Raw genomic sequence first — 23,546 nt, 5'->3', positions numbered from 1 at the left:
CGTGCACGGCGGCGTCAAACCCCAGCACGCGCTCAACCCGACGTCTTCAACGTAAGCGTGGCAGCCAGCCCGCCCCCGTCGGAACGATTGCGCAGCGCAAGCGTGGCATCCAGCGCCAACGTGAGCTGCCGCGCAATGGCGAGCCCGAGGCCCGTGCCGCCCGTATGGCGATTGCGCGAGCTTTCCACGCGATAGAACGGCTCGAACACCTGCTCGAGCAGCGCCTCCGGAATACCCGGACCGCGGTCGAGCACCGTGATGCTCACGGCACCCTCCGCGCTCCGCGCCACGTCGATCGAAGCCGAGCCGCCGAATTTCAGCGCGTTATCGACGAGGTTGCCGATAATGCGCCGCAGCGCCTCCGGACGCGCCACGACCGCTACCGGCAAACGTCGTTCGAGCACGACCGCTTGCCCGGCATCCACGTAGTCGCAGACCAGACTGTCGAGCAACGCATCCAGATCGATACGCCGCGCCGTCTCCGTCGCGCCATGCAGCGTGCGCGCGTAGACCACGCCCTCTTTCACGAGGCTCTCCATTTCGAGCAGGTCCTGGCGCATCTTCGCGGCCTGCTCGCTCTCGTCCATCACGTCCACGCGCAGACGCAGGCGCGTGATCGGCGTCTGCAAATCGTGCGAGATAGCGGCAAGAATCTGCATGCGCTCCGCGGTGTACGTGGCGATGCGTTTTTGCATCGCGTTGAACGCGCGCGCCGCGCGCGCCACTTCCGAGGGACCGTCCTCGGGCACGGGCACGGCCTTGAGGTCGGGGCCGAGCGCGTCGGCCGCCTCGGCCAGCTGCGCGAGCGGACGCGCCGCGTGCCGCACGGCAAACCAGCAACCCGCGCCCAGCACCGCGAACTCCAGCACGAGCACTGCCGGCAGCCACTGCGACAGCGGCGTGCCGTACATGGGATGAAGGTCGATGGTCAACGGGCTGCCGTCGCTCAACCGGAGGTGGACCTGCAGGTGTTCGGACTCGCCCGGCAACGCATTGGCGGTGACGTGATACGACTTGCCGATGCCCGCGGTAATGGTCTGCTCGACGCGCGCCGAAAGACGCGCATTCACGGGCGCACCGCTCACGCCCGGGCCCAGCACGAACTGGTAGCTGCGGCGCGCGAGGCGAGGCAGCCATTGCTCGCGTTCTTCGGGCGAAAGATGGTCGAGCAGCGCGACGGAGCTGGCCACCTCGCGCTCGATGTAACCCATCATCATGTTCGTGGTGGACTCGTCGCGCTCGGTCATGGTGAGCCAGAACGAGAGCCCCTGCGCCAGTGCGAGACCCACGCAGAGAATCAGCGCGACGCGCGCGAACAGCGTGCGAGGCCAGTGCAGCAAGCGGTCGAACATCATGGCGCCCGATCTCATGAGCGCACTTCGACCACGGTCACCGCCGCGGAGAACACGTAGCCTTCGCTGCGCAGTGTCTTGATGTAGCGCGGCTCGCGCGCCTCGTCGCGCAAACGCTGGCGCAGCCGGCTCACGAGCAGGTCGATGGAGCGGTCGAACGCATTGGCCTCGCGGCCCTGCGTGAGATTGAGCAACTGGTCGCGCGTCAGCACGCGCTGCGCATGGTCCAGAAACACGCGCAGCAGACGGTACTCGCCGCCGCTCAGCGCCACCATCGTGCCTTCCGCGTCGAGCAGATGGCGCGCCGTGGTGTCGAGCCGCCAGTCGCCGAACGCGAGCATTTCGGCGGCCTCGGTCACCTGCATGCCTGGCGGCAGCATGCGCGTGCGGCGCAGCACGGAGCGGATGCGCGCGAGCAGTTCGCGCACCGCAAACGGCTTGGGCAGATAGTCGTCGGCGCCCATTTCGAGGCCGATAATCCGGTCCGTTTCCTCGTTGCGCGCGGTCAGCATCAGCACCGGCACCGTACGGAATTTGCCCGCACGCAGTTCGCGGCACAGCGTAAGCCCGTCCTCGCCCGGCATCATGAGATCGAGCACGATCAGATCCGGCACGCCGTATTCGAGCGCGGCGCGCATTTCGCGTCCGTTCGCCGCGAGCGACACGCGCATGGCGTTCTTCTCGAGGTAGGTGCCAACGAGTTCGCGAATGCCGCGGTCGTCGTCCACGATCAGGATGTGGTCGGGCTTTTCGGTCATGGCGTTGTCCTCATGTCCGGCTGTCTGTGTTTTGTTCGCGCTTGCGTTCGCGCGCGGCGCTCTGCATGCTCGGCGCCAGCAGCGAACAGTACACCGGATGCGCAACTTCCGTCGCAAAGCCCCCGGCCACAAAGAGGATCATCGCCATGACGCGTTTCATGCGTCCTCCACGACCGAAAGGCTCGAACCATCGGCGACCGAATATTCGAACGCATACGGATCCACGCCTTCCAGGCACCCCAGATTGACGCGCCAGCGCCGCGGATCGAGCCGCGTCTGATGAAACGGATAAATGCCGCAATGCCGGCAGAAGTAATGCTTCGCGACGCCCGTGTTGAATTCGTAGCGCGTGAGCGCGTCTTCGCCTTGCAGAATCGTCAGCCGATCGGCGTCGAACGGCGGGCTCATCAGCGCGCCCCTGCGGCGGCACAGGCTGCAATTGCAGCGTACCGCCGGCGTAATGGCGGCCCGCACCTCGAATTTCACGGCGCCGCAGTGGCAGGCGCCCTTGTAGAGACGGTCGTTCATGTCGTGCTCCGCGTGGGTGGATAGGTCAATGAGTCAGGCAACGCGTGCTTTATAACGCAACCGCCACGCAAGCACCGGGGCGTTTTGTATCGCACTGTATCTGCGCCCTACACGGACACAAGACATTGCATTCAAGGCCGCCGCGCGACACAAGCGCGATACGCGCAAGCGGTCCAATGGCGCCATGTCATCAACCTGAACGCCGACCATGCACGCCCCACTCGAACCGCTGTTCGCCCTGCTCGCCGGGCTCTTCACCATCGCGTCGCCCTGCGTACTGCCCGTGATGCCCATTCTGCTCGGCACCGCTGTCGAGCGGCCGGCGGGCGCACGGCCGCTCTTCGTGATCGCAGGCTTCGTGCTCAGCTTCGCGTCGTTCGCGCTGTTGCTGGGTGCCGTTTCCAGCACGGTCCACATCGCGCAGCAGGCGTTGCGCGATACCGCTATCGCCTTGCTCGCACTGTTCGGATTCCTGCGGTTGTGGCCTCGCCCGTTCGAATGGCTGATGGCTCGCATGACGTGGCTGCAGAGCGTAGGCAGCACTCACCACGCTGCGAGCGAAGCCGGCAGCAGCAACGCCGGCGGCTTCGTGCTCGGCATGTCGCTCGGTGCGGTATGGACGCCCTGCGCCGGCCCCGTGCTCGCCTCCATTCTGGTGCTGGTCGTGAAGGCTCAGAACCTTCGGTGGTCGGCATTGCTGCTCACGCTCTACGCCGCAGGCGCCGCCATTCCAATGCTCGGCATTCTCTATGGCGGGCAGTACGCGCTGCGCCAGTCGCGAGCGATCGCGGCTCACGCGCAGCGTCTGCAGCAAGTATTCGGCGTGCTCGTGATCCTCACCGCCGCCGCCATCTATTTCCAGTACGACACCCTCGTCGTGGCTTATCTCTCCAGCTTCTTCCCTTCGTTGAAAGGACTCTGACATGCTCAACCGGATCAAAACTCTCACGGCCGCGGCCGTGCTCGCGACCCTTCCCCTGCTCGGCCATGCCGCCGCGGCCGCACCCACCGCGCCCGAATTCACAGGCCTCGACAAATGGCTCAACAGCCCGCCGCTCACGTTGCAGCAGTTGCGCGGCAAGGTCGTGCTGGTGGACTTCTGGACCTACACCTGCATCAACTGCATTCACACGCTGCCCTATGTGAAGCAGTGGAACGAGAAGTACCGCAATCAGGGCCTTGCCGTGATCGGTGTGCACACGCCCGAGTATCCGTTCGAGCGCGACACGGACAACGTGAAGACCGCGATTGCGCGCTTCGGCATCTCGTATCCGGTCGCCCAGGACAACGAGTACGCCACCTGGAACGCCTGGGGCAACCAGTACTGGCCGGCGTTCTATCTGCTCGATCGCAAAGGGCGCATCGTCTATTCGCATTTCGGTGAAGGGAACTACGCGCAGACCGAAGCCGCGATCCAGCACGCGCTGGCGGAAAAGGATTGAGCAGGCGTCCGGGGCACGCAGCCCGGGGCACGCAAGCCCGGGGGGGCATGGCGCCACTTATGACGGCGACGCAAGACTGTTTGTCCATGGCGGGTGTTCGAATTTCGCGGCCATGCGCCTAGATTGAGCACCCATCGGAGCCGCGCTCCGATCAGCTTTTCCGAATCCTCATCATTGGAGAACTCATCATGGCAACGCAGCAAAAAGTGGTCGTCGTGACCGGCGCATCGCAAGGCATCGGCTCGGAAATCGTCAAGGCGTTCCGCCAGCTCGACTATCGCGTGGTCGCAACCGCCCGCTCGATCCAACCCACGAACGATCCCAACCTCGCCGCCGTGCAAGGCGACATCGCCGACCCGCAAACGGCGCGCCGCGTCGTGGCCGAAGCGCTGGCCCGGTTCGGCCGCATCGATACGCTCGTGAACAACGCAGGCGTGTTCGTCGCGAAGCCCTTCACGCAATACACGGCGGAAGATTACGCGTCGGTGATGGGTGTGAACGTGGCCGGCTTCTTTCACATTACGCAGCTCGCCGTGGCGGAAATGGAAAAGCAAGGCAGCGGTCACGTGGTGAGCATCACGACGAGCCTCGTGGACCATGCCGTTCAAGGCGTGCCCTCGGTGCTGGCATCGCTCACGAAGGGCGGCATCAACGCCGCCACGAAGTCGCTCGCCATCGAGTACGCGAAGAAAGGCATTCGCGCCAACGCGGTGTCGCCGGGCATCATCAAGTCGCCGATGCATGCACCCGAAACGCACGAAGCGCTCGGTGCGCTGCACCCGATGGGCCACATGGGCGAGATGCGCGATATCGTCGACGCGGTGCTGTTCCTCGATGCCGCGCCGTTCGTGACGGGCGAGATCCTGCACGTGGACGGCGGCCAGAGCGCAGGCCACTGAGCCTTTTCAGCGCCTTTGCAGCATCACAGCGCGCCGCCGTGCGCGGCGCCTGTGGTTGTCACCTGTAGTTACCTCACCCTGTGGTTGCCGCATTTGTTCCTACACTTCAGGAGCCCGACATGCCCATCGTCACCATCCAGGTTACGCGCGAAGGCACGAAGCCCGGCCGCGAATCCGTCACCGCGGAAGAAAAGGCCCGCCTGATCCACGGCGTGAGTCACCTGCTGCTCGACGTGCTGAACAAGCCGCTCGAATCCACCTTCGTCGTGATCGAGGAAGTCGATACCGCGAACTGGGGCTGGGGCGGTTTGCCCGTGCAAGCGTATCGCAGGCAGCGTGCCGCGCAGCAGCCGTGACGCGTGCCGGTCCGCATCGTGCGCCCCGTCGCTCTCTCGCGTTCGGCCTGATATTCTTGCCCGCACGCACGCCGTGGGAGAGTCGATGCAACGTCAATTCGAAGACCTGCTGCTCGGCAGCATCGAGCTGTTCTGTCTTGCAGCGGAACTGGAGAGCTTCACGTTAGCGGCGACGGCGGCAGGCGTCACGCCTGCCGCCGTGAGCCGGTCGGTGGCGCGGCTGGAGTCGCGCCTCGGCGTGCGGCTCTTCGTGCGCACGACGCGACAGATTCGCCTCACGGACGCGGGACGCCGCTACTTCGAACAATGCCGCGAAGCGCTGGCCCGTCTCGCCGAAGCCGAACGCGAAGTGACGGGCGAGCAGAGCTCGCCTGCCGGCGTGCTGCGCATCAGCATGCCGACGCCTTACGGCCACTACCGCGTGCTACCGCTGCTCGCCGAATTCCGCGCGCGCTTTCCGGGCGTGACCGTGGAAACGCATCTGAGCAACCGCAACATCGATTTCGCCGACGAAGGTTTCGACCTCGCCATTCGCGGCCGCGCGCCCGACGACTCCGGCCTGATCGCCCGCAAGCTCGAAGATGCGGAACTCGTGGTGGTGGCCTCGCCGGCCTATCTGAAACGGGCGGGCCAACCCGCTACGCCTGACGATCTCGTCCATCACGAATGCATCCAGTACGCGCTGCCCAGCACGGGCCGCAACCTTCCGTGGCTCTTCAAGCGTCAAGACGAAAGCGAAGCCGCGGAGACAATGACGCGCGGCGGCTACAGCACAGCCGGCGACGTACTCGCGGGCGTCACGCTGGCGCGCCACGGCGCCGGGCTTTTCCAGACTTATCGATTCGTGGCGGCAGAGGGCCTGGCGAACGGCACGCTGCGCGAGGTGCTCAAGGACTACGGCGGCGGCTCGCGGCCGTTCGTGCTGCTCTACCCGCACGCGCGGCATCTGTCGTCGCGCGTGCGGTGTTTCGTGGACTTTCTGATGGAAAAGCTGCGCGCGTAGCGAAGCATGGCAGCTCGCAGTCGATGGATCAGGTCACCGGCGCGGGGTTGAACAGCACCAGTGCATTGGCGAGCTTCCACTGCTCGGCCCACGTCTTCTTCCGGCCGCTCGCCACGTCGAGCATGAAGTGGAACAGTTCCCAGCCGAGGTCTTCGATGCTCGCCGCGCCCGTGGCGATGCGGCCCGCGTCGATGTCCATCAGATCGTGCCAGCGTCGCGCCAGGTCGCTGCGCGTGGCCACCTTGACCACCGGCACGGCGGCAAGGCCGTAAGGCGTGCCGCGGCCGGTCGTGAATACGTGCAGGTTCATGCCCGCGGCCAGTTGCAGCGTGCCGCAGACGAAGTCGCTCGCGGGCGTGGCCGCGTAGATCAAGCCTTTCTGGCGAACCTTTTCGCCGGGCGACAGCACGCCGGCAATCGGCGCGCTGCCCGACTTCGCGATGGAGCCCATCGCCTTTTCGACGATGTTCGACAAGCCGCCCTTCTTGTTGCCCGGCGTGGTGTTGGCGCTGCGGTCCACCTGCCCGCGTTGCAGGTAGCTGTCGTACCAGGCCATTTCGCGGACGATGGCCTGCGCCACGTCGGCATTCGCGGCGCGCGCCGTGAGTTGCGCGATGCCGTCGCGCACTTCGGTCACCTCGGAGAACATCACCGTAGCGCCCGCGCGCACCAGCAGGTCGGCTGCGAAGCCCAGTGCCGGATTCGCCGTTAGCCCGGAAAACGCGTCGCTGCCGCCGCATTGCATACCGACCACGAGTTCCGATGCCGGCACCGTTTCGCGCCGCCGCGCATTGAGCCGTTCCAGATGCGCGACGGCCGTCTGCATGATGGAGTCGATCATCGACTGGAAGCCCACGTGGGCGGGCTCCTGCAGACAGACCACCGAACCGTTCGCGTCCTGCGCCGCACCGTCGCCTTCGCCGTTCGCAGATGAGGCCGCGATGGGAATCGTGCCCGGCGGCATCAGGCGCTCGGGCTGAAGCTTCTCGCAGCCAAGGCTCACCATCATCACTTCGCCGCCGAAGTTCGGGTTCAGGCTGATGTTGCGCAGCGTGCGGATGGGCACCACGGCGTCGGGCGCGTCGATGGCGACGCCGCAGCCATAGGTGTGTTCGAGCCCGACGACGTCGTCGACGTTCGGGTAGCGCGGCAGCAGTTCGGCCTTGATCCGCTGCACCGCGTGTTCGACCACACCGGAAACGCACTGCACCGTCGTCGTGATAGCCAGCACGTTGCGCGTGCCCACCGAGCCATCGGCGTTGCGATAGCCCTCGAAGGTGTAGCCCTCGAGCGGCGGCAGCGCCTCGACTCGGGTAGCGATGGGAAGGTCCGTGAGACCGGGCGGCTCAGGCATGCGCATGGTGCGTTCGTTGACCCAGCTGCCGGCCGCGAGGTCGGTGAGCGCGTAGCCGATCACCGTGTTGTAGCGCAGCACCGGGTCGCCCGCCGCCAGGTCCACGAGCGCCACCTTGTGCCCTTGCGGCACGGCTTCGCGCAACGCGAGGCCATCGGGGAAGACCGCGCCTGGCGGCAGGCCGCCGTCGTCCACCACGACGCCCACGTTGTCGTTCGGATGCACACGGATGTAGCGCCCAACGAGGTTCAACCGCTGATTCATTGCTGCAAGCTCCCGGCTCAAGTTGTTTGGCATCTTACAACATCGCCGGCAAGATTTGGGACGTTCGTGACGCTTTTGCGTCCGCGCTACCACGTGCCGTCACGCCTTGGTCTGCCGACGGAAAACAGGGACACGAGTGGCTCTACGGCGTCATAAGGCTAAAGCGGTCCCGGGCAATGGATCAGGGTAAGCACCAGGTGTCCCACCCCCATGCCGCGCGGCTAGACTTGCCAACGTTGTTTTACAACATGGGCTGACTTTCGAGGTTGTCCGATAACCGCTTCACGACCTGCCACTGATTCATGGCAGACGGCCGCGACGGACCGGGACGCCGAGACCCCACGAGCACCAGGCGGCCCCACCGCCTTTCCGGAGACAGACGTGACCCACCCAGACCGTCATGCAGCAGGCGGCCGGCACGACAGCGTGTGCCGGCAGGCCGACACGCCGGTCGCGGCGGGCCCGGTCACGGCGAGCACACCAGGCCCCGTCTACGCGTTCAACGTCAACGCCATCACGCTCGCCAACGTGCTGATCGCGGGCACGACGTGGAACACGTCGATCGTCGATACACGCTGACGCCCCTTTTTTTCAAGCCGCATCAATCAAGCCGCAACCACTCAGGAAAGAGTCATCTCATGAAAGCAGTCAAGGGCATGCGCTGGTGGATGATCAGCCTCGTTACCGTGGGGCTCATCGTCAACTATCTCGCGCGCAATACGTTGTCGGTCTCCGCAGCGACCATCATGGAACAGCTGCACGTGACCACCCAGCAGTACTCGTATGTCGTGGTGGCCTGGCAGGTGTGCTACGCGCTTGTGCAGCCGGTGGCGGGCTACGTGCTCGATGCGCTCGGCACCAAGATCGGCTTCGCGATTTTCGCGGCGGCGTGGTCGCTTGCCTGTGCGGCCACGGCGCTCGCCACGGGCTGGCAGAGCCTTGCGCTCTTTCGCGGCATTCTCGGCGTGGCCGAAGCGGCCGGCATTCCGGGCGGCGTGAAGGCGTCGTCGGAATGGTTTCCGGCGAAGGAACGGTCGGTCGCGATCGGCTGGTTCAACATCGGCTCGTCGGTGGGCGCGCTGCTCGCGCCGCCGCTCGTCGTATGGGCGATTTTGCGCGGCAGTTGGGAATGGGCGTTCGTGATCGTCGGCGTGCTGGGACTCGTGTGGACGGTGCTCTGGCTCGCGTTCTACAAGCATCCGAAGCAGCAGAAGCGCCTATCAGCAGCCGAACGCGATTACATCGTCTCCGGCCAGGAAGATCAGGGCACGTCGAACGGCACCGCGAAAAAAGCGAGCTGGAAAGAGATCGTGGTCTCGCGCAATTTCTGGTCCATTGCGATTCCGCGCTTTCTTTCCGAGCCGGCATGGCAGACCTTCAACGCCTGGATTCCGCTCTACATGGCCACCGAGCGGCACATGAACCTCAAGGAGATCGCGCTGTTCGCGTGGCTGCCGTTCCTCGCCGCCGACGTGGGCTGCGTGCTGGGCGGCTACCTGAGTCCGCTCTTCCACAAGTACTGCAACGTGTCGCTCTTCGCCTCGCGCAAGATGGTGATGGTGTTCGGCTCGCTGTGCATGATCGGACCGGCCTGCATCGGGCTGGCAGTGAGCCCGTACACGGCGATTGCGCTCTTCTGCGTGGGCGGGTTCGCGCACCAGACGCTCTCCGGCGCGCTCTACTCGATTACGTCCGACATGTTCGACCGCAACGAAGTGGCCACGGCAACGGGTCTGGGCGGCATGAGCGGTTACCTGGGCGCGACGCTCTTCACGCTGCTGTTCGGCTTCCTCGTGACGCGCATCGGCTACAACCCGCTCTTCGTGCTGCTGGCGCTGTTCGACATCGTGGGCGCGCTCGTGCTGTGCTTCGTGGCGAAGGAACGCCGCGAAACGGCGATGCCCGTCGGGCAGCTTCAGACCTCGGTCTGAACGGTCTAAAAGATCTAGGCGGCCTGCCAGGCCCAGCTTCCCTCCACATCGATCACCGTCTTCACCGAGTTCGCGAGGAAGCATTCCTCGTGAGCCCGGTGGTGCAGATGGGCAAGCGCTTCGTCCGTGGGAGCTTTGGCACCGTGAAAAACGACGTGCGGCTTGAGCACCACGCGTGTCACCACTTCCTTGCCCGCCTCGTTCTTCGCCATCGTGCCTTCGGCTTCGTCACGGTACGAGGTGACTGCGTAGCCCTCGCCCGCGGCAATCGAAAGGAACCAGAGCATGTGGCAGCTCGAGAGCGCGGCCACGTAGGCTTCTTCCGGATCGACGCCCGCCGGGTCGGAGAACGGCACGCGCACCACGTGCGGCGAACTCGACGCGCTCACCACGGCGCCGCCGTCGAACGTCCAGTGATGCGCGCGGCTGTAGCGGTTGTCCGTGAATACGCTGCCGTTGCCGCTCCATTCGATCGTGGCCGTGTGCGTTGCCATGCATGCTCCTTTTCTTCTGGTCGACGAAAAAGTTTGCGGGCCCGCTGCTGCGAGCAGCGGCCCACGATTCAGATCGGCGTCAGCAGCGCCTCGCCTGCGAAGTGCCGCGTCGCGTTGGCGATGAAATTGCGCACTGATGCCGCGATGGCCTCCGGCGAGCGACCGCCCACGTGCGGCGTCAGCACCACGTTCTTCAGATGCAGCAGCGCGGCAGGCGGCTGCGGTTCGCCTTCGTAGACGTCGAGCCCCGCGCCTGCGAGGCTGCCCTGGTCCAGCGCCTCGGCCAGCGCCGCCGTATTCACGACGCTGCCGCGCGACACGTTGACGAGATAGCCGTGCGGCCCGAGCGCCTGCATCACGGCGGCGTCGATCATGTGCTTCGTTGCGGCACCGCCCGGCGTGGCCACCACGAGAAAATCGCTCCATTGCGCAAGCGCGAGCACGCTGTCGAAGTAGCGATACGGCACGCCCTCGCGCGGCTGGCGGTTGTGATAGCCGACTTCGATAGCGAAGCCCTCGGCGCGGCGCGCCACCTTGCGCCCGATATTGCCGAGCCCCACGATGCCGAGCCGTTTGCCCGAGACCGAAGGCGTGAGCGGCAGCGCATCGCGCCATACGCCGGCGCGACACGCGGCGTCGAGTTGAACGACGTCGCGCACGGTAGCCAGCAGCAGCGCGAACGCGTGGTCGGCCACACAGTCGTCGTTGGTGCCTGCGCCGTTGACGAGCGTGATGCCGCGCGCGCGGGCATGGTCCAGCGCGATGTTCTCGTAGCCCGCGCCCAGCGCGCTCACGAATTCGAGCGCCGGCATGCGGTCGATCTCAGCGGCGGTGAGGCCCGTGGTGCCGTTGGTCAGCACCGCGCGCACGTGGGCCCCGTGCGATTCGATGGCCTGATTGCGCTGTGCATCGTCGGGTGCGTAGAGAACGTCGAGTGGAACGGGAGCGTGTGTGTCGAACGCGGCGGTGATTTCCGCGAGAGTGGCTTCGGTGAGGGCAATCAGAACCAGCAGGGAAGGTTTCATGACCTGTTTGCGGGTTGGCCTGGGGTTGGCGCAGGGTGGGCACGGAGTTGGCACCGGATTGGCGCAAGGTTGGTACGCAATGAACCCGGCGGCACGGGATCGAACGGCAACGAAACAACAGGGAAGCGACAGAGCAACGCCAGAGAAGCGGCGGAAGAACGGCAAACAGGCGCCAGTTTAACAAGCCTTTGCCCGCCCCAAACGCAACAGGCTTTCGCGCCTCACGACGCGAAAGCCTGCATGCGGTAATGCGCTTCGATCAAACCGGTGGACGCCGCGAACGGCTCAACCGGCCCGGGTCACGCAAAGCTCAAGACCCGGAACTCAGAACGGCCACCAGCCCTTGCCGCCGCCCGAGCCTTCGTGGCTATCGTCACCGTCGCCATGCTGGCGCGGGAACTGGAACGAATCGAACAGATCGCCCAGCGCCGGCGCGTTGACCGGCACGTACGGATGCGCGGCCATCTGGACCGGGTTCGGCAGGTTGTCGCGGCTGCGATCCGTGATCGGCTTCAGGTGCCAGTTACGCTCGATAAACTTCACGATGGACACGTGATCCGAGTACTGGTGCACCACGCGGCCGCCGCGCGAGTACGGCGACACGACGATGAGCGGAATGCGCGGACCGTCGCCGAAGAAGTCGACCGGCTGGATGTAGCCCGAATCGTAGTAGCCGCCGCCTTCGTCCGTGGTGATGAAGATCGCCGTGGAGGCCCACAGCGCCGGGTTGCGCTGCACCGCGTCCACGAGCTTGTGCACGAAGGCTTCATACAGGCCGAACTTCGACGACTCCGGGTGCCCGTCCAGCAGGCCGCCCGGCTTCACGAACGAGACCGCCGGCAGCGTGCCGTTGGTGATGTCCGAGTAGAGGTCGCTCGTGTCCTGCAGGTGCGCCTTGACGACCGCGGGGTTCGTCATGATCGCCTTCTCGTACAGGAACGGGTTGCAGATATTGCAGTACACGCTCGTCGACGGCGAACTCACGAACGTATTCCACCCTTCGCCGTAGTACTTCCACGAGATGCTCTTCTCGAGCAGCGTGTCGCCGATGGTGCGCACGGGCGACGGCGGAATCGTGAAGGTGCTCGTATTGACCGTGCCGTCCCCGTTGTAGCCCGGGTTGTAGTTGTTCAGCAGGTAATACGTGTTCGGCGCGCACTTCGCATCCGGCTTGTACGAGAGGCTGCTCAGGTAGTGACGCAGCGTGCCCACGCCCGGTTGATGCAGGTCCGAGCAGTTGCTGTAGCTGCCGCCCGAGTAGCCGTCCTGCGTGTACCAGTTGTTGGTGCCCGCCATCGGCAGCGGGTTCTCGATCTGATTGACGGGCGGTTTGGCCGGGTTGCCGTTGCTGTCCGTGTAGTAGATCGCGTCGGCCGTGCCGATCATGATGCTGTTCGCACCCGTGCCGCCCATCACCGGCTGGTGATAGTTGTCGCTGATCGTGAACTCGCGTGCGAGATGCGTGAAGTACGGCATGTCGCCCGTCGTCGTGTTGTAGTAGCCGAGCGCCGTGGAGCCTTCATGCGTGGTCTGGTCCGTGAACGGCGTGGGCTGGGCCTTGCCGTTCGCGCCCGCGCCCACCGACGTCTCCACCCAGGCGAACAGGTCCATCTTGCAGCCGCTCGGATTGTCGGGCGTGGCGTACGCCGTGCTGCAGTCCGCCTGCTGCCAGTTCTGGTAGAAGCGGTGCACCGGGCTGTTGATGTACTGGTCGTAGTCGGGGCCCACGCGCGAGATCTGGTACGGACCGTTCGGCAGGTTGAACGTGTTGGCGCCAAAGCGCGTGTCGGGCACGTCCTTGGGCAGGCCGCTCGCGCCCGTGGTGAGCTTCACGACGTCTTGCGGCTCGAGCACGCTGCCTTCCGCGGCCTGCGCGGCGGCGAGCGTCGCGAACGGCGGCGGGTTGGTGTCGCTCGGCGCGCTCGTGGTGCCGCCCGTGTTCGGTGCGGGCAGCACGGAATACGGCTGCTTGCCGCCGGGCGCCATCTCGAACAGGTTCGGGTTGGTGGCGCTCGCCGTGTATTGCGCGGCGGCGCTGAAATTCGGACCCGGCTGACCGTCGGCCGTGATGATGCCCTTCGTGAGCAGGTTCGAAACGGTCTGGCCGGCGCGCGGCTGATACGCGCCGAACACGTGATCGAACGTGCGGTTTTCACCGACGATCACGATGACGTGCTTGATGGGCGAAGCCGTCTTCAGCGACGGATCCTGGGCCGCGGCGTTCTGCTGGCTTTCCGCAACGGCGGGCCATACGGCAGACGCCACTGCGAGCGAAACAGCGGCGCATAACAGCGAACCTCGTAACAACGGGCTGCCGACTACCTGGGCAAATCGACTCATTAACGCCTCCATGACGTGATGCGTAAAAGCACGGGTGATGTGGCGTGTGGAATGGGGATGGCCGCGTCTTCGCGTGGAGGCGCAACCTTGTTATCAAGTCTTACGGCGGTAAGAAAGATAAAGATGCGCGGTGAAGATCTCGGGACGGCCGTGTGTCGGATGCGTGTACCGCTGCTGACGGAAGGCTTGCCGTGCGATTACGTTTCGCGCTGTTGCGTCAGGTGGGCAGATGCATGAGCATGCACAGGTCCGCCCGCACGGCGGCCCGGTCTGAGAATCTCTGCGAATCGTTCAAGGGAGAGACGAAGCGATGTTTTCACACGTGTTCATCGGCATCACGGACTTCGGACGCGCGTTCGCGTTCTACACCGCGCTCATGGACGAGCTGGGCCACGTGCTCAAGTTCAGGGAAGACGACGTGCCATGGGCGGGATGGATGGCAACGGACGCGCCACGCCCGCTGCTATTGATCGGCCGGCCCTGGAACGGACTCGCGGCGAGCCCGGGCAACGGGCAGATGACGGCGTTTCTCGCGCCCACGCGTTCGATGGTGGACCGCGTGCATGCCGCGGCGCTCGCGCACGGCGGCACCTGCGAAGGAGCGCCCGGGCTCAGGCCGCAATACCACGCGCACTATTACGGCGCGTACTTTCGTGACCCTGACGGCAACAAGCTCTGTGTGTGCTGTCATGAAGACGAGCGGCCCTGAGCGGGAGCGACCCGAAGCGGAGCCACGCTGAGCACCGCCCGGCACGCTCACAAGGTCACTGCTCGCACTGCACGTCCTGCTTGCGCACCACGATGATCGCGGGATACGTGCCGTGCTCCAGTTCCACGCGCGCCACCACGGACATCGTCGTGCTGTCGATGTCGTCGTAGACGCTCACACGTTCGCGCCGCAGGTTCGTAACGCCGGTGCAGCCCGACGTGCGGCCTTCGTCGGAGACGCTGCATTGCAGCGGGTGGTCCGCGAGGTAGCGGTATTTGTCGCGGTCCGGCGTGGCGAGGTACTCGCGCATGCTGGCCGCCGCCCCGCCGATACCGCTCACCACGCCAATGGCGCAAGGCGGCTGCGACGCATCGCTGCTACCGGCGGTCTGGGCTTGGGTTTGAGCTTGCCCCGGCGCACTGGCGGCGATGGCGATAACGGTGGCGGCCGCGCAGACGATGGCCCTGGAAGCGGATGCAGCGAAAACGTTCATGGTGCGAGAGCGATGGCGGTGGCCGGGTCGAAGTGCTGGATTGTAATGGCATCGTCGCGCTTCAGAACACGAGCCGGGCAGCGCACGCGGCGAGCGCCGCATCGCGACTTCAACCCTCAAACCACCGTCACATACTGCGGCCCCGGCGGCGCCACACGCTGCGGCGGCGCCGCGAACGCGTCGCGCATGCGGCGCACTTCGTCGATCGGGCTCAAGCCGAAAAGCCGCTTGAATTCGCGGCTGAACTGCGACGCGCTCTCGTAACCTACGCGCGCCGCGGCGGCGCTCACGTTGAGCCCATCCTGCGCCATCAGCAAACGCGCGTGATGCAGCCGCGTGGTCTTCACGTACTGCATCGGCGAAGTCGACGTGACCTGCTTGAACTGCGCGTGAAACACGGCGAGGCTCATGCCCGCTTCGCGCGCGAGTGTCTCTACGTCGAGGTCGCCGCGATAGTCCGTATGAATGCGCCGCAGTGCCTTCGCGATGCGCCCGAAGTGATGCTGATGCGTGAGCGCGGCGCGAATCGCGTCGCCCTGCTCGCCCGTGAGCACGCGATAGCAGATCTCGCGCACGATGGACGGCCCGAGAATGCGCGCGTCGAACGGCGACACCAGCGACTCCAATAGCCGCAGCACCGCGTCGCTGAGCGGCCGGTCGAGCGGCGTGGCGTAGATGCCGCGCGGCTCGCTGTGCACGGCGCCGCGCGTGTCGTTAAGCGCCATCAGCAACTCGGCCACGAGCGTCAGGTCCACGCGAATCGAAATGGCGAGCAACGGCTCGGCCGCGCTCGCCTCGGTCTCGCACTCGAAGGGCAGCGGCACGGAAAGCACGAGGTACTGCTGCGCGTCGTAGACGAACGACTGCTCGGCGAGAAAGCCGCGCTTGCGGCCCTGGCAGACGATCACGATGCACGGCTCGTACATCACGGGCTGACGCGGATGCGGTCGGTTCGCGCGCATGAACTTCACGCCTTCGAGCGTGGACTGGGTCATGCCCTCGGCGGGTGCGAGCGTGGCGAGCAGTTCGACCATGCGCCGCTGGGCCGGGCCGGCGCCCGCGGCAACCTGCGCGACGGCGGTGCCCGGCGTGGCGGCGTCCCGCAGGGTTTCAGGCGAGGTCTCAAGCGAGGCCTCAAGCAAGGTCTCAAGCGGATATAAGGGAACGGTAGTCATGACGGATGTATGACGGTTCGAGAGAATCAGGCTCGAAATCTAGCACCAAACCAGGCGTCCCGCTTGCCGCCAGGAGAATCAGGCAAATGTTCCGTAGCTTCAGGTATTCCCTGGGTGGGGCCCGATGCCTAGCATGTGAACCCTGACGTCATACCTTTTTGCAGGAGCGAACATGCCGACTACCTATGCATACGCAGCACGCAGCGCCGACACCCCTCTCACACCGTTCGAATTCCAGCGCCGCGCGCTGCGCGAACTCGACGTGCAGATCGAGGTGATGTACTGCGGCGTGTGCCATTCGGACCTGCACCAGGCGCGCAACGAATGGAAGAACTCGATCTATCCGGTGGTGCCGGGCCACGAAATCGTGGGCCGCGTCACCCACGTGGGGCGCGGCGTCACGCGTTTCAAGGCAGGCGACCTCGTGGGCGTGGGCTGTCTCGTCGATTCGTGCCGCACCTGCCCGAGCTGTGCCGAAGGGCTCGAACAGTATTGCGAGAACGGTTTCGTCGGCACCTATAACGGCGTGGACCGCGTGAGCGGCGAGATCACCTACGGCGGCTACTCGACCAACCTCGTGGTGGACGAAGCCTTCGTGCTGCGCGTGCCCGACAACCTCGACCCGGCCGCCACCGCGCCGCTGCTGTGCGCGGGCATCACCACCTACTCGCCGCTGCGCCAGTGGGGCGCGGGGCCCGGCAAGAAAGTGGGCATCGTGGGCCTTGGCGGTCTGGGCCACATGGGCGTGAAGCTCGCCCGCGCAATGGGCGCGCACGTGGTGCTCTTCACCACCTCGCGTTCCAAGGTGGAGGACGCGAAGCGTCTGGGCGCACACGAAGTGGTGATCTCGAAGAGCCTCGATGAAATGCAGGCGCACGCGAACAGCTTCGATTTCATCCTCAACACCGTGGCCGCGCAGCACGACCTCAATCCGTTCATCGAGCTGCTCAAGCGCGACGGCACGATGACGCTGGTGGGCGCGCCCGAGCACGATCATCCGTCGCCGCAGGTCTTCGGGCTCATCATGAAACGCCGCCGTCTGGCCGGTTCGCTGATCGGCGGCATCGCCGAAACGCAGGAAATGCTCGATTTCTGCGGCCAGCACGGCATCACGTCGGACATCGAACTGATTCCGATGCAGAAAATCAACGATGCCTATGAACGGATGTTGAAGAGCGACGTGAAGTACCGCTTCGTGGTGGATATCGACTCGCTGCGGCAGTAACGCGGTCAGGACCTTCAGGACTTACCCGCCCTTCGCTGCGCTGAAGGGCATCACGCTCCCCCTGACCCGCCGGGTCGCGCCGGGTTACATCTTCCCGGCCGGCCCCTGCCTCGCAACGCAGCCGGTACCGCTCGCATTCACCGCCCTCGGGTGAATAGAAGAAGGCTTCCGGCTGCGAGTCCCCCTCGCCCGCCACACGTGCGCCGCCATGCGTCCGACCGCATGACCGGCACGCTGAAGCCCCGCTGAAGCCCGTATGTCGCGGCGGTTCGCGCTGTCTTTCGCTGTTTTGCTTACCCCCGGCTTCGTCCGGATGACTCTCTTTCGCACAGGAGATTGCCCGTGTTCGACCGAATTCAGGCGATGCGCACCTTCATTCGCATCGTCGATACCAACAGCTTCACCAAGGCCGCCGAATCGCTCGAGATTCCCCGCGCAAGCGCGACCACCATCGTGCAGAACCTCGAAGCGCTGCTCGGCACGCAACTGCTCGTGCGCACCACGCGACGCCTGAGCCTCACTGCCGAAGGCGCGGCTTACTACGAGCGCTGCGCACAGATTCTCGCCGACATCGACGAAATGGAAGCGAGCCTGCGCAACAGCACCGACGCGCTGAGCGGCCGCCTGCGCGTCGAGATGCCGGGCGTGGTGGCCAATGCGATCGTGCTGCCCGCGCTCGCCGACTTCCACGCGCGGTATCCGAATCTCGACGTGGCCGTGGGCGTGACGTTGCGCAACGTGGACCTCGTGGGCGAGGCCGTGGACTGCAGCATCCAGTTCGGCGAATTGCCGGACTCGGGGCTTGCGGCACGCCGTCTTGGCGCGCTCGAACACGTGACGTGCGCGAGTCCGGCCTACGTCGGGCGCTACGGCATGCCGGCCAGCCTCGACGACCTCGCGCAGCACGTTGCCGTGAATTGCCTCGCGCCCGTTGCGTCGCGTCCGGATGCGCTCGACTTCGAAGTGGACGGCGCCGCCGCCGCCGTGAAGATGAACGGCTTCGTGCGCGTGGGCGACGAGCAGGCGTACCTCACGTGCGGGCTGCAAGGCTACGGGCTGATCCAGCCTGCGCGGCTCACGGCGCAGCCTTACCTCGATACGGGACAGCTAGTGGAAGTGCTGCCGCAATGGAAGCCGCTGCCCATGCCGGTTTCGGCGGTGTTCGTGAAGAGCCGGCGCGTGTCGCCGCGCGTGCGCGCCTTCGTGGACTGGCTTGCCGAACTGTTCGAGGGTCACAGCTTGATGGACAGCCTGATGGACAGCGACCTCTCGCACGTGCATCAACTGCTGCGGGGGTTGCAGCCGGCTTGATTGTCGGGCGCGGGGGCATTCGCATCGACAACAGCCAGGCGCGTGCGCTGGGCGCGGGCGCGTGCCTCGCCCGCCACGCGCGCGAGCGCCTTCGCGCTCATGCGCGCGGCCACGTCGCGTACGTAATCGTGGTGGCGCGCTTCGAGCGGCGCCCGAAGGCGCTCCGCCAACAGATAGCGGATCAACGCGATGCGCCGATGACCGAGCGCGATGCTCTGCTCGAGCAGCGCGAGCGCAGCGTCGGGGTCGCCGGCTTCGCAGGCGAGTCTGACGAGACGCGACGTTTCCGTGCGAGGCATGACGGGGGTCCGCTCGCGTGGGGTTCAGACGGCGGCCGCGGCAGGTTCGATGCACGGGACGTGCGCAGACGCGCCCGCTGGCACGCCTACCGCGCCGGTCACGCCGCGCGCCTGCGGTTGCCCCGCTCGCATCGCCGTCCGCGCACACCGCGCCTCGTAATCGGCGCGCGTCCAGTCGAGTTCCACGCCGATGCGCCGCGTGCCCTCGCGAATCTTGGGCTTGTGCAACGCGAGCGTGAGCGCGGCCAGCGCGGGCCACTCGCGAAACGACAACTCCGCGAGGTCCAGCGCGAGCGTTTCGAGCAGACGCGTATGCGTCCGCGTGTCGAGGAACTGCGCGACGCGCGCGCAGTAACGCTCGTAGTCGATCATCGCTCCTGCCGCTGCTTCGCTCTCGCACGGTTCGCCCGCGTAGACGAGGCTCGCGTCGATCACCACGGGCTGCGGCTTGCCATGCTCGTGCGCGTGAATGCCAACGTGTGCCGCGACCACGAGTTCGTCGATAAACACGCGCCAGCCGCGGCCCGTCTCGCGCGGCAGGTCGGATGACAAGTCGGACGGCAGGCGCTTCACAGCAAGAGCGGCGCCGCGGCGTCGAGCATGATGCGGCAGAAATAATCGGCGAAGCTGCGTCGCACGATCACCTCGAACGTATCGGCCGCCGTGGGCACGAGCACGATGGACGCCTTGAAGTAGTGGCTCTGCGCGCACTGCCCCGGCGCGAAGAGGCGCGGATGCAGGTCGAGCGGACAGCCCCGCGCGATCACGTCGCGCACCTTCTCGCCCGCCAGTTCGATCACGGTGTAGCCGCTGCTCACGTCCACGGCGGACGCGAACTGGCCCGCAAGCGCCGCTGCGAGCCGCTTTTCCAGCACCGCGGCCTGCGCTTCGCGCGAACGCACGAGCCATTCGTCGGGCCCGAGCCAGAGCACTTCGGCGCCCTCGCCCTGCGCCACCGTGTTGGGCGTTGTGGGCAGACGGCAGCCCAGCACGCTGGCCACGGCGCTTGCGAATGCAGGGTCGTCGGCGTCGCCGCGCAGGTTCACGAGGTCGATGAACGGCCGCTCCGTGAAGCGGAATTTCTTCTGCACGTTGGCGTGCTGCGCGCGCAGAACATCGGCCGCGCCGACGAGCGGCGATTCCTGCCACGGCCCGCGTGCGGCACCCGATGCACCGCCTGCGTCGCTCGCACTTTTAGCCGCGGTATTGCTTCGTGCCTCATTCCACATTTTGACGGGCTCCTTCGGTGTCGTAGAAAACCGGGCTCGCAATCTTCGCCCCGATCTGCCGGCCGTCCGCCAGCGGAATGTTGACCTTCTCGCCCATGCGCGACAGGCCGCCCTTGATCACGGCAAGCGCAATGGAGCGCTTCAGGATAGGGCTGTAGTAGCTCGACGTGACGTGGCCCAGCATCGGCGCCGTATCGCCCTGCACCGGTCCCGCCGTGATCTGGCTGCCTTCTGGAATCACGAACTGCGCGTCGTCGGAAAGCAGGCCGACGAACTGCTTGCGGCCTTCCTTGGCGGTGTCCGAACGCGTGAGCGAACGCTTGCCGAGGAAGTCTTTCGACTTCGCCACGAGCCCGCCCATGCCGAGGTCGTACGGCGTGACGGAGCCGTCCGTGTCCTGGCCCACGATGATGTAGCCCTTCTCCGCCCGCAGCACGTGCATGGTTTCCGTGCCGTACGGCGTGATGTCGAACTCGGCGCCCGCGGCCATCAGTGCTTCCCACACCGAGCGGCCCAGGTTCGCGGGCACGTTGACCTCGTACGCGAGTTCGCCCGAGAAGCTGATGCGCATCACGCGCGCCGCCACGCCCGCCACCGTGCCTTCGCGGTACGTCATGAACGGGAACGCGGCGTTCGCGAAGTCGATGTCGCCGCACACCTTCTGCAACACCTGGCGGCTCTTCGGGCCCACCACGGCGAAGGTCGCCCAGTGGTCCGTGACGGAGGCGAGCCGCACCTTCATGTCGGGCCACTCGGTTTGCAGCCAGCGTTCGAGCCACGTGAGCACGCGCGCGGCGCCGCCCGTCGTCGTGGTCATGACGTAGTGCTGGTCAGCAAGGCGTACGGTCACGCCGTCGTCGAACACCATGCCGTTCTCGTCGAGCATCAGGCCATAGCGGCATTTGCCCACTTCGAGCTTGCTCCACGGGTTCGTGTAGACCCAGTTGAGCAGCTTCGCGGCGTCGGGACCCTGAATGTCGATCTTGCCGAGCGTGGAGGCATCCAGAATGCCCACGCTCTGGCGCACCGCGAGGCTCTCGCGTGCCACGGCCGCATGCAGGTCTTCGCCGGGCTTCGGGTAGTACCAGGGGCGCTTCCAGTTGCCCACGTCCTCGAACGCGGCGCCGTGCTCCACGTGCCACTCGTGAATGCAGGTCTTGCGGATGGGGTCGAGCAGGTCGCCCAGTTCGCGGCCCGCCACGAGACCGAACGTGACCGGCGTGTAGTTGGGCCGGAACGTGGTGGTGCCCGTTTCGGGAATCGACTTGCCCAGCGCGCCGGCCAGAATCGCCATGCCGTTGATGTTGCCGAGCTTGCCCTGGTCCGTGCCGAAGCCCATCGACGTGTAGCGCTTCACGTGCTCCACAGATTCGAAGCCTTCGCGCGCGGCGAGCAGGATGTCGGCCGCGGTCACGTCGTTCTGGAAATCGACGAACTGCTTGGGACCGCGCGAGGCCTGCTCGCGGCTACCCACGAGCCAGAGCGGTTCGAGCGGCTGGCTTGCGACGTCGGCCGCAACCGGCGCCTGCGGACGTGAGGCTTCGAAGCCCGCCGCCTTCGCGGCTTCCACGCCGGCATCCACGGCAAGACGCAGGGCACTGGCGAAGCGAAACTCGCCCGCCGCCGCGCCTACGCTGCATTCCGGCTGCACGGCCTTGCCCGGCACGAAGCACGCCTTCTCGTCGCTCCAGTGCGCCTTGCCGCCCGACTGCGCGAAGAGGTGCAGCACCGGGCTGAAGCCGCCCGACATCGCGACGAGGTCGCAGGGCATGTCGGTCTGTTGAGCGCCGACCTCGCCGTTGGCATACGACGCCACCTGTACCGAACTCACCTTGAACTTGCCGTGCGCCGCCGTGACCACCGCCTGGTTGAGCACCTTCACGCCCTGACGGCGCGCCGCCGCCGCCAACGCGCCGTTGCCCTGCGCACGCGAATCCACCACCGTCACCTTCGCGCCGCACGCCTTGAGGTCGAGCGCGCACTGGTAGCCGTCGTCGTTGTTGGTGAACACCACGGCCTCGCGGCCCGGCAGCACGCCATAGCGATGGATGTAGCCCGATACCGCCGACGCCATCATTACGCCCGGCAGGTCGTTGTTGCCGAACACGATGGGCCGCTCGTGCGCGCCTGTCGCGAGAATCACGCGCTTCGCGCGGATCTTCCAGAGCAGTTCGCGCGAACCCTTGCGCATCGAGACCGGCAGGTGGTCGGTCAGGCGCTGCGCCACCGTCACGAGGTTGTGGTCCTGATAACCAAACGCGGTGCTGCGCGTGAGAATCTTCACGTCGGGCATGTGGGCGAGTTCGGCTTCCACTTTCTCGACCCACTGCATGGCGGGCCGTCCGTCGATTTCCACGCGGCCCGCCAGCAGGCTGCCGCCCAGTTCGCGCTGGTCGTCCACGAGGATCACGCGCGCCCCGGCCTTCCCGGCCGCATGAGCAGCCGCCAGGCCCGTGGGGCCGCCGCCCACCACGAGCACGTCGCAGTGCGCAAAGCACTTGTCGTAGCGGTCGGCGTCGGGCGTGTCGGGCGCCTTGCCCAGACCCGCGGCTTCGCGAATCTTCTCCTCGTACTTCGGCCACCATTTGCGCGGCCACATGAAGGTCTTGTAGTAGAAGCCCGCGGGCAGGAAGCGCGAGAACTTCTGGTTCACGGCGAGGCGGTCGTGCTCGAGGCTAGGCTCCGCGTTCACGCTCGTGGCCACGAGCCCCTGATACAACTCGACTTCCGTGGCGCGCGCGTTGGGCACCGTGTAGGCACCGCGCTCCAGCTGCACAACGGCATTCGGTTCCTCGACGCCCGCCGTGACGATGCCGCGCGGCCGGTGGTACTTGAAGCTGCGCGCGACGAAATGCACGCCGTTGGCGAGCAGCGCCGAGGCGAGCGTGTCGCCCTGGTAGCCCTGATACGTGCGGCCGTTGAAGGTGAAGGTGAGCGGAATGGCGCGATTGATGCGCCCGCCCGTGCCGAGGCGATCTTTCTGGCTCATTGGCTGTTGCCCCCGTTTGCGGTGTTGCCCGTCGTGTTTGCCCCGCTCTGCGCGGCGCTCGCGCCCGACGCCGAGGCCGCCGGCTTGCCGAACTTCTCGAAGCCGAGGAACTGGTACGTCACGGTGTCGCGCGTCGCGATGAACCAGCGGCGGCAGCCCTGCGTATGCACCCATTGCTCGCGGTGCACGCCGCGCGGGTTCTTGCGCATGAACACGTAGTCGCCCCATTCGCGGTCGGACAGTTTTTCAGGTTCGGCTGGGCGCGCGATATCGGCTTCGCCGCCGCAGTGGAATTCGCTTTCGGCGCGCGGTCCGCACCACGGGCATTCGATCAGCAGCATGGGTTTCTCCCGTCAGAAGCGGTGGCTTG

23 protein-coding genes and 2 pseudogenes are annotated in these 23,546 nt (G+C 66.1%); 10 read left to right on the top strand and 15 right to left on the bottom strand.

Annotated elements, in window-relative coordinates; all coding sequences use genetic code 11:
- Positions 1-32 precede the first annotated feature (32 nt).
- From P2869_RS23130 to P2869_RS23115, 4 genes are read right to left on the bottom strand one after another with little or no spacing between them, the layout of a single operon-like run.
- On the bottom strand, positions 33-1,352 hold the full coding sequence (locus tag P2869_RS23130) for an ATP-binding protein (RefSeq protein WP_026121226.1): 1,320 nt from the start codon (positions 1,350-1,352) through the stop codon (positions 33-35).
- A gap of 14 nt (positions 1,353-1,366) precedes the next feature.
- Positions 1,367-2,110 carry a response regulator gene (locus P2869_RS23125; protein ID WP_126877500.1) on the bottom strand — a complete coding sequence of 248 codons (744 nt, stop codon included), beginning with the start codon at positions 2,108-2,110 and terminating at the stop codon, positions 1,367-1,369.
- Between the two features lie 10 nt (positions 2,111-2,120).
- The gene (locus P2869_RS23120; protein ID WP_017773710.1) at positions 2,121-2,270 is read right to left on the bottom strand and encodes a hypothetical protein; all 150 of its coding nucleotides are present in this window, start codon (positions 2,268-2,270) and stop codon (positions 2,121-2,123) included.
- Positions 2,267-2,638 carry a GFA family protein gene (locus P2869_RS23115; RefSeq protein ID WP_017773709.1) on the bottom strand — a complete coding sequence of 124 codons (372 nt, stop codon included), beginning with the start codon at positions 2,636-2,638 and terminating at the stop codon, positions 2,267-2,269. Before P2869_RS23115 ends, P2869_RS23120 begins: the two co-directional genes overlap by 4 nt.
- A gap of 208 nt (positions 2,639-2,846) precedes the next feature.
- Between P2869_RS23115 and P2869_RS23110 the strand changes: the two genes are divergently transcribed.
- The 5 genes from P2869_RS23110 (at position 2,847) to P2869_RS23090 (ending at position 6,338) form a co-directional block, all read left to right on the top strand.
- The gene (locus tag P2869_RS23110) at positions 2,847-3,560 is read left to right on the top strand and encodes a cytochrome c biogenesis CcdA family protein (protein ID WP_017773708.1); all 714 of its coding nucleotides are present in this window, start codon (positions 2,847-2,849) and stop codon (positions 3,558-3,560) included.
- Position 3,561: 1 nt separating this feature from the next.
- Positions 3,562-4,080: a thioredoxin family protein gene (locus P2869_RS23105; RefSeq protein ID WP_017773707.1), complete on the top strand. Its 519-nt coding sequence runs from the start codon at positions 3,562-3,564 to the stop codon at positions 4,078-4,080.
- A gap of 188 nt (positions 4,081-4,268) precedes the next feature.
- Positions 4,269-4,979, top strand: a complete 711-nt coding sequence (locus P2869_RS23100) for an SDR family oxidoreductase (protein ID WP_277599681.1) — start codon at positions 4,269-4,271, stop codon at positions 4,977-4,979.
- A gap of 119 nt (positions 4,980-5,098) precedes the next feature.
- The gene (locus P2869_RS23095) at positions 5,099-5,335 is read left to right on the top strand and encodes a 4-oxalocrotonate tautomerase family protein (RefSeq protein WP_017773705.1); all 237 of its coding nucleotides are present in this window, start codon (positions 5,099-5,101) and stop codon (positions 5,333-5,335) included.
- An 85-nt stretch (positions 5,336-5,420) separates the two neighbouring features.
- Positions 5,421-6,338 (top strand): LysR family transcriptional regulator, encoded by a 918-nt coding sequence (locus tag P2869_RS23090; RefSeq protein WP_277599680.1) that lies wholly within the window; start codon positions 5,421-5,423, stop codon positions 6,336-6,338.
- Between the two features lie 28 nt (positions 6,339-6,366).
- Here the strand turns inward: P2869_RS23090 and garD are convergent, their stop codons facing one another.
- Positions 6,367-7,956: a galactarate dehydratase gene (gene garD, locus P2869_RS23085; RefSeq protein ID WP_277599679.1), complete on the bottom strand. Its 1,590-nt coding sequence runs from the start codon at positions 7,954-7,956 to the stop codon at positions 6,367-6,369.
- A 444-nt stretch (positions 7,957-8,400) separates the two neighbouring features.
- Here garD and P2869_RS23080 point away from each other — a divergent pair.
- Positions 8,401-8,535 (top strand): annotated as a pseudogene (locus P2869_RS23080) (glycoside hydrolase family 28); the annotation flags it as partial.
- 59 nt (positions 8,536-8,594) lie between these two features.
- Positions 8,595-9,887: an MFS transporter gene (locus tag P2869_RS23075; RefSeq protein ID WP_042302198.1), complete on the top strand. Its 1,293-nt coding sequence runs from the start codon at positions 8,595-8,597 to the stop codon at positions 9,885-9,887.
- 14 nt (positions 9,888-9,901) lie between these two features.
- On the opposite strand, the gene P2869_RS23070 is transcribed toward P2869_RS23075, so the two are convergent.
- The 3 genes from P2869_RS23070 to P2869_RS23060 all read right to left on the bottom strand — a co-directional run bounded on the left by P2869_RS23070 (position 9,902) and on the right by P2869_RS23060 (position 13,746).
- Complete coding sequence (locus tag P2869_RS23070) at positions 9,902-10,381, bottom strand: OsmC family protein (protein WP_126877507.1); 480 nt, start codon at positions 10,379-10,381, stop codon at positions 9,902-9,904.
- A 68-nt stretch (positions 10,382-10,449) separates the two neighbouring features.
- A complete protein-coding gene (locus P2869_RS23065) occupies positions 10,450-11,406 on the bottom strand; it encodes a 2-hydroxyacid dehydrogenase (RefSeq protein WP_277599678.1) in 957 nt (318 codons plus the stop codon).
- 324 nt (positions 11,407-11,730) lie between these two features.
- Positions 11,731-13,746: an alkaline phosphatase family protein gene (locus P2869_RS23060; RefSeq protein ID WP_240659027.1), complete on the bottom strand. Its 2,016-nt coding sequence runs from the start codon at positions 13,744-13,746 to the stop codon at positions 11,731-11,733.
- Positions 13,747-14,056: 310 nt separating this feature from the next.
- On the opposite strand from P2869_RS23060, the gene P2869_RS23055 reads away from it, so the two are divergent.
- Positions 14,057-14,455: a VOC family protein gene (locus P2869_RS23055; RefSeq protein ID WP_277599677.1), complete on the top strand. Its 399-nt coding sequence runs from the start codon at positions 14,057-14,059 to the stop codon at positions 14,453-14,455.
- A gap of 55 nt (positions 14,456-14,510) precedes the next feature.
- On the opposite strand, the gene P2869_RS23050 is transcribed toward P2869_RS23055, so the two are convergent.
- The gene (locus P2869_RS23050; protein ID WP_277599676.1) at positions 14,511-14,948 is read right to left on the bottom strand and encodes a hypothetical protein; all 438 of its coding nucleotides are present in this window, start codon (positions 14,946-14,948) and stop codon (positions 14,511-14,513) included.
- A gap of 116 nt (positions 14,949-15,064) precedes the next feature.
- Positions 15,065-15,982 carry an AraC family transcriptional regulator gene (locus P2869_RS23045; RefSeq protein ID WP_138721038.1) on the bottom strand — a complete coding sequence of 306 codons (918 nt, stop codon included), beginning with the start codon at positions 15,980-15,982 and terminating at the stop codon, positions 15,065-15,067.
- 313 nt (positions 15,983-16,295) lie between these two features.
- Between P2869_RS23045 and P2869_RS23040 the strand changes: the two genes are divergently transcribed.
- Positions 16,296-17,348 carry an NAD(P)-dependent alcohol dehydrogenase gene (locus P2869_RS23040; RefSeq protein ID WP_199543663.1) on the top strand — a complete coding sequence of 351 codons (1,053 nt, stop codon included), beginning with the start codon at positions 16,296-16,298 and terminating at the stop codon, positions 17,346-17,348.
- Between the two features lie 342 nt (positions 17,349-17,690).
- Positions 17,691-18,659, top strand: a complete 969-nt coding sequence (locus P2869_RS23035) for a LysR family transcriptional regulator (RefSeq protein ID WP_277599675.1) — start codon at positions 17,691-17,693, stop codon at positions 18,657-18,659.
- A 47-nt stretch (positions 18,660-18,706) separates the two neighbouring features.
- Here P2869_RS23035 and P2869_RS23030 read toward each other — a convergent pair.
- The 5 genes and pseudogenes from P2869_RS23030 to P2869_RS23010 all read right to left on the bottom strand — a co-directional run.
- Positions 18,707-18,958, bottom strand: a pseudogene (locus tag P2869_RS23030) (hypothetical protein); the annotation flags it as partial.
- A gap of 24 nt (positions 18,959-18,982) precedes the next feature.
- A complete protein-coding gene (locus P2869_RS23025; RefSeq protein WP_277599674.1) occupies positions 18,983-19,531 on the bottom strand; it encodes a dihydroneopterin aldolase in 549 nt (182 codons plus the stop codon).
- Positions 19,528-20,187 (bottom strand): sarcosine oxidase subunit gamma, encoded by a 660-nt coding sequence (locus tag P2869_RS23020; protein WP_277599673.1) that lies wholly within the window; start codon positions 20,185-20,187, stop codon positions 19,528-19,530. The genes P2869_RS23025 and P2869_RS23020 overlap by 4 nt, the downstream gene beginning before the upstream one ends.
- Positions 20,177-23,176, bottom strand: a complete 3,000-nt coding sequence (locus P2869_RS23015) for a sarcosine oxidase subunit alpha family protein (RefSeq protein WP_277599672.1) — start codon at positions 23,174-23,176, stop codon at positions 20,177-20,179. The genes P2869_RS23020 and P2869_RS23015 overlap by 11 nt, the downstream gene beginning before the upstream one ends.
- Positions 23,173-23,517 (bottom strand): sarcosine oxidase subunit delta, encoded by a 345-nt coding sequence (locus tag P2869_RS23010; RefSeq protein WP_277599671.1) that lies wholly within the window; start codon positions 23,515-23,517, stop codon positions 23,173-23,175. Before P2869_RS23010 ends, P2869_RS23015 begins: the two co-directional genes overlap by 4 nt.
- Positions 23,518-23,546 lie beyond the last annotated feature (29 nt).

Origin of the sequence: Paraburkholderia sp. SUR17 (assembly GCF_029536165.1) — a bacterium.
Classification (GTDB): domain Bacteria; phylum Pseudomonadota; class Gammaproteobacteria; order Burkholderiales; family Burkholderiaceae; genus Paraburkholderia; species Paraburkholderia kururiensis.
The sequence above is the reverse complement of the archived record's forward strand: the minus strand, read 5'-3'. Positions and strand labels throughout refer to the sequence as shown.

Excerpts from the sequence above, each read along its gene's own strand:
- P2869_RS23130 (WP_026121226.1), bottom strand. The coding sequence starts at position 1,352 with ATGTTCGACCGCTTGCTGCACTGGCCTCGCACGCTGTTCGCGCGCGTC.
- P2869_RS23125 (WP_126877500.1), bottom strand. The coding sequence starts at position 2,110 with ATGACCGAAAAGCCCGACCACATCCTGATCGTGGACGACGACCGCGGC.
- P2869_RS23120 (WP_017773710.1), bottom strand. The coding sequence starts at position 2,270 with ATGAAACGCGTCATGGCGATGATCCTCTTTGTGGCCGGGGGCTTTGCG.
- P2869_RS23115 (WP_017773709.1), bottom strand. The coding sequence starts at position 2,638 with ATGAACGACCGTCTCTACAAGGGCGCCTGCCACTGCGGCGCCGTGAAA.
- P2869_RS23110 (WP_017773708.1), top strand. The coding sequence starts at position 2,847 with ATGCACGCCCCACTCGAACCGCTGTTCGCCCTGCTCGCCGGGCTCTTC.
- P2869_RS23105 (WP_017773707.1), top strand. The coding sequence starts at position 3,562 with ATGCTCAACCGGATCAAAACTCTCACGGCCGCGGCCGTGCTCGCGACC.
- P2869_RS23100 (WP_277599681.1), top strand. The coding sequence starts at position 4,269 with ATGGCAACGCAGCAAAAAGTGGTCGTCGTGACCGGCGCATCGCAAGGC.
- P2869_RS23095 (WP_017773705.1), top strand. The coding sequence starts at position 5,099 with ATGCCCATCGTCACCATCCAGGTTACGCGCGAAGGCACGAAGCCCGGC.
- P2869_RS23090 (WP_277599680.1), top strand. The coding sequence starts at position 5,421 with ATGCAACGTCAATTCGAAGACCTGCTGCTCGGCAGCATCGAGCTGTTC.
- garD (WP_277599679.1), bottom strand. The coding sequence starts at position 7,956 with ATGAATCAGCGGTTGAACCTCGTTGGGCGCTACATCCGTGTGCATCCG.
- P2869_RS23075 (WP_042302198.1), top strand. The coding sequence starts at position 8,595 with ATGAAAGCAGTCAAGGGCATGCGCTGGTGGATGATCAGCCTCGTTACC.
- P2869_RS23070 (WP_126877507.1), bottom strand. The coding sequence starts at position 10,381 with ATGGCAACGCACACGGCCACGATCGAATGGAGCGGCAACGGCAGCGTA.
- P2869_RS23065 (WP_277599678.1), bottom strand. The coding sequence starts at position 11,406 with ATGAAACCTTCCCTGCTGGTTCTGATTGCCCTCACCGAAGCCACTCTC.
- P2869_RS23060 (WP_240659027.1), bottom strand. The coding sequence starts at position 13,746 with ATGAGTCGATTTGCCCAGGTAGTCGGCAGCCCGTTGTTACGAGGTTCG.
- P2869_RS23055 (WP_277599677.1), top strand. The coding sequence starts at position 14,057 with ATGTTTTCACACGTGTTCATCGGCATCACGGACTTCGGACGCGCGTTC.
- P2869_RS23050 (WP_277599676.1), bottom strand. The coding sequence starts at position 14,948 with ATGAACGTTTTCGCTGCATCCGCTTCCAGGGCCATCGTCTGCGCGGCC.
- P2869_RS23045 (WP_138721038.1), bottom strand. The coding sequence starts at position 15,982 with ATGGTCGAACTGCTCGCCACGCTCGCACCCGCCGAGGGCATGACCCAG.
- P2869_RS23040 (WP_199543663.1), top strand. The coding sequence starts at position 16,296 with ATGCCGACTACCTATGCATACGCAGCACGCAGCGCCGACACCCCTCTC.
- P2869_RS23020 (WP_277599673.1), bottom strand. The coding sequence starts at position 20,187 with ATGTGGAATGAGGCACGAAGCAATACCGCGGCTAAAAGTGCGAGCGAC.
- P2869_RS23015 (WP_277599672.1), bottom strand. The coding sequence starts at position 23,176 with ATGAGCCAGAAAGATCGCCTCGGCACGGGCGGGCGCATCAATCGCGCC.
- P2869_RS23010 (WP_277599671.1), bottom strand. The coding sequence starts at position 23,517 with ATGCTGCTGATCGAATGCCCGTGGTGCGGACCGCGCGCCGAAAGCGAA.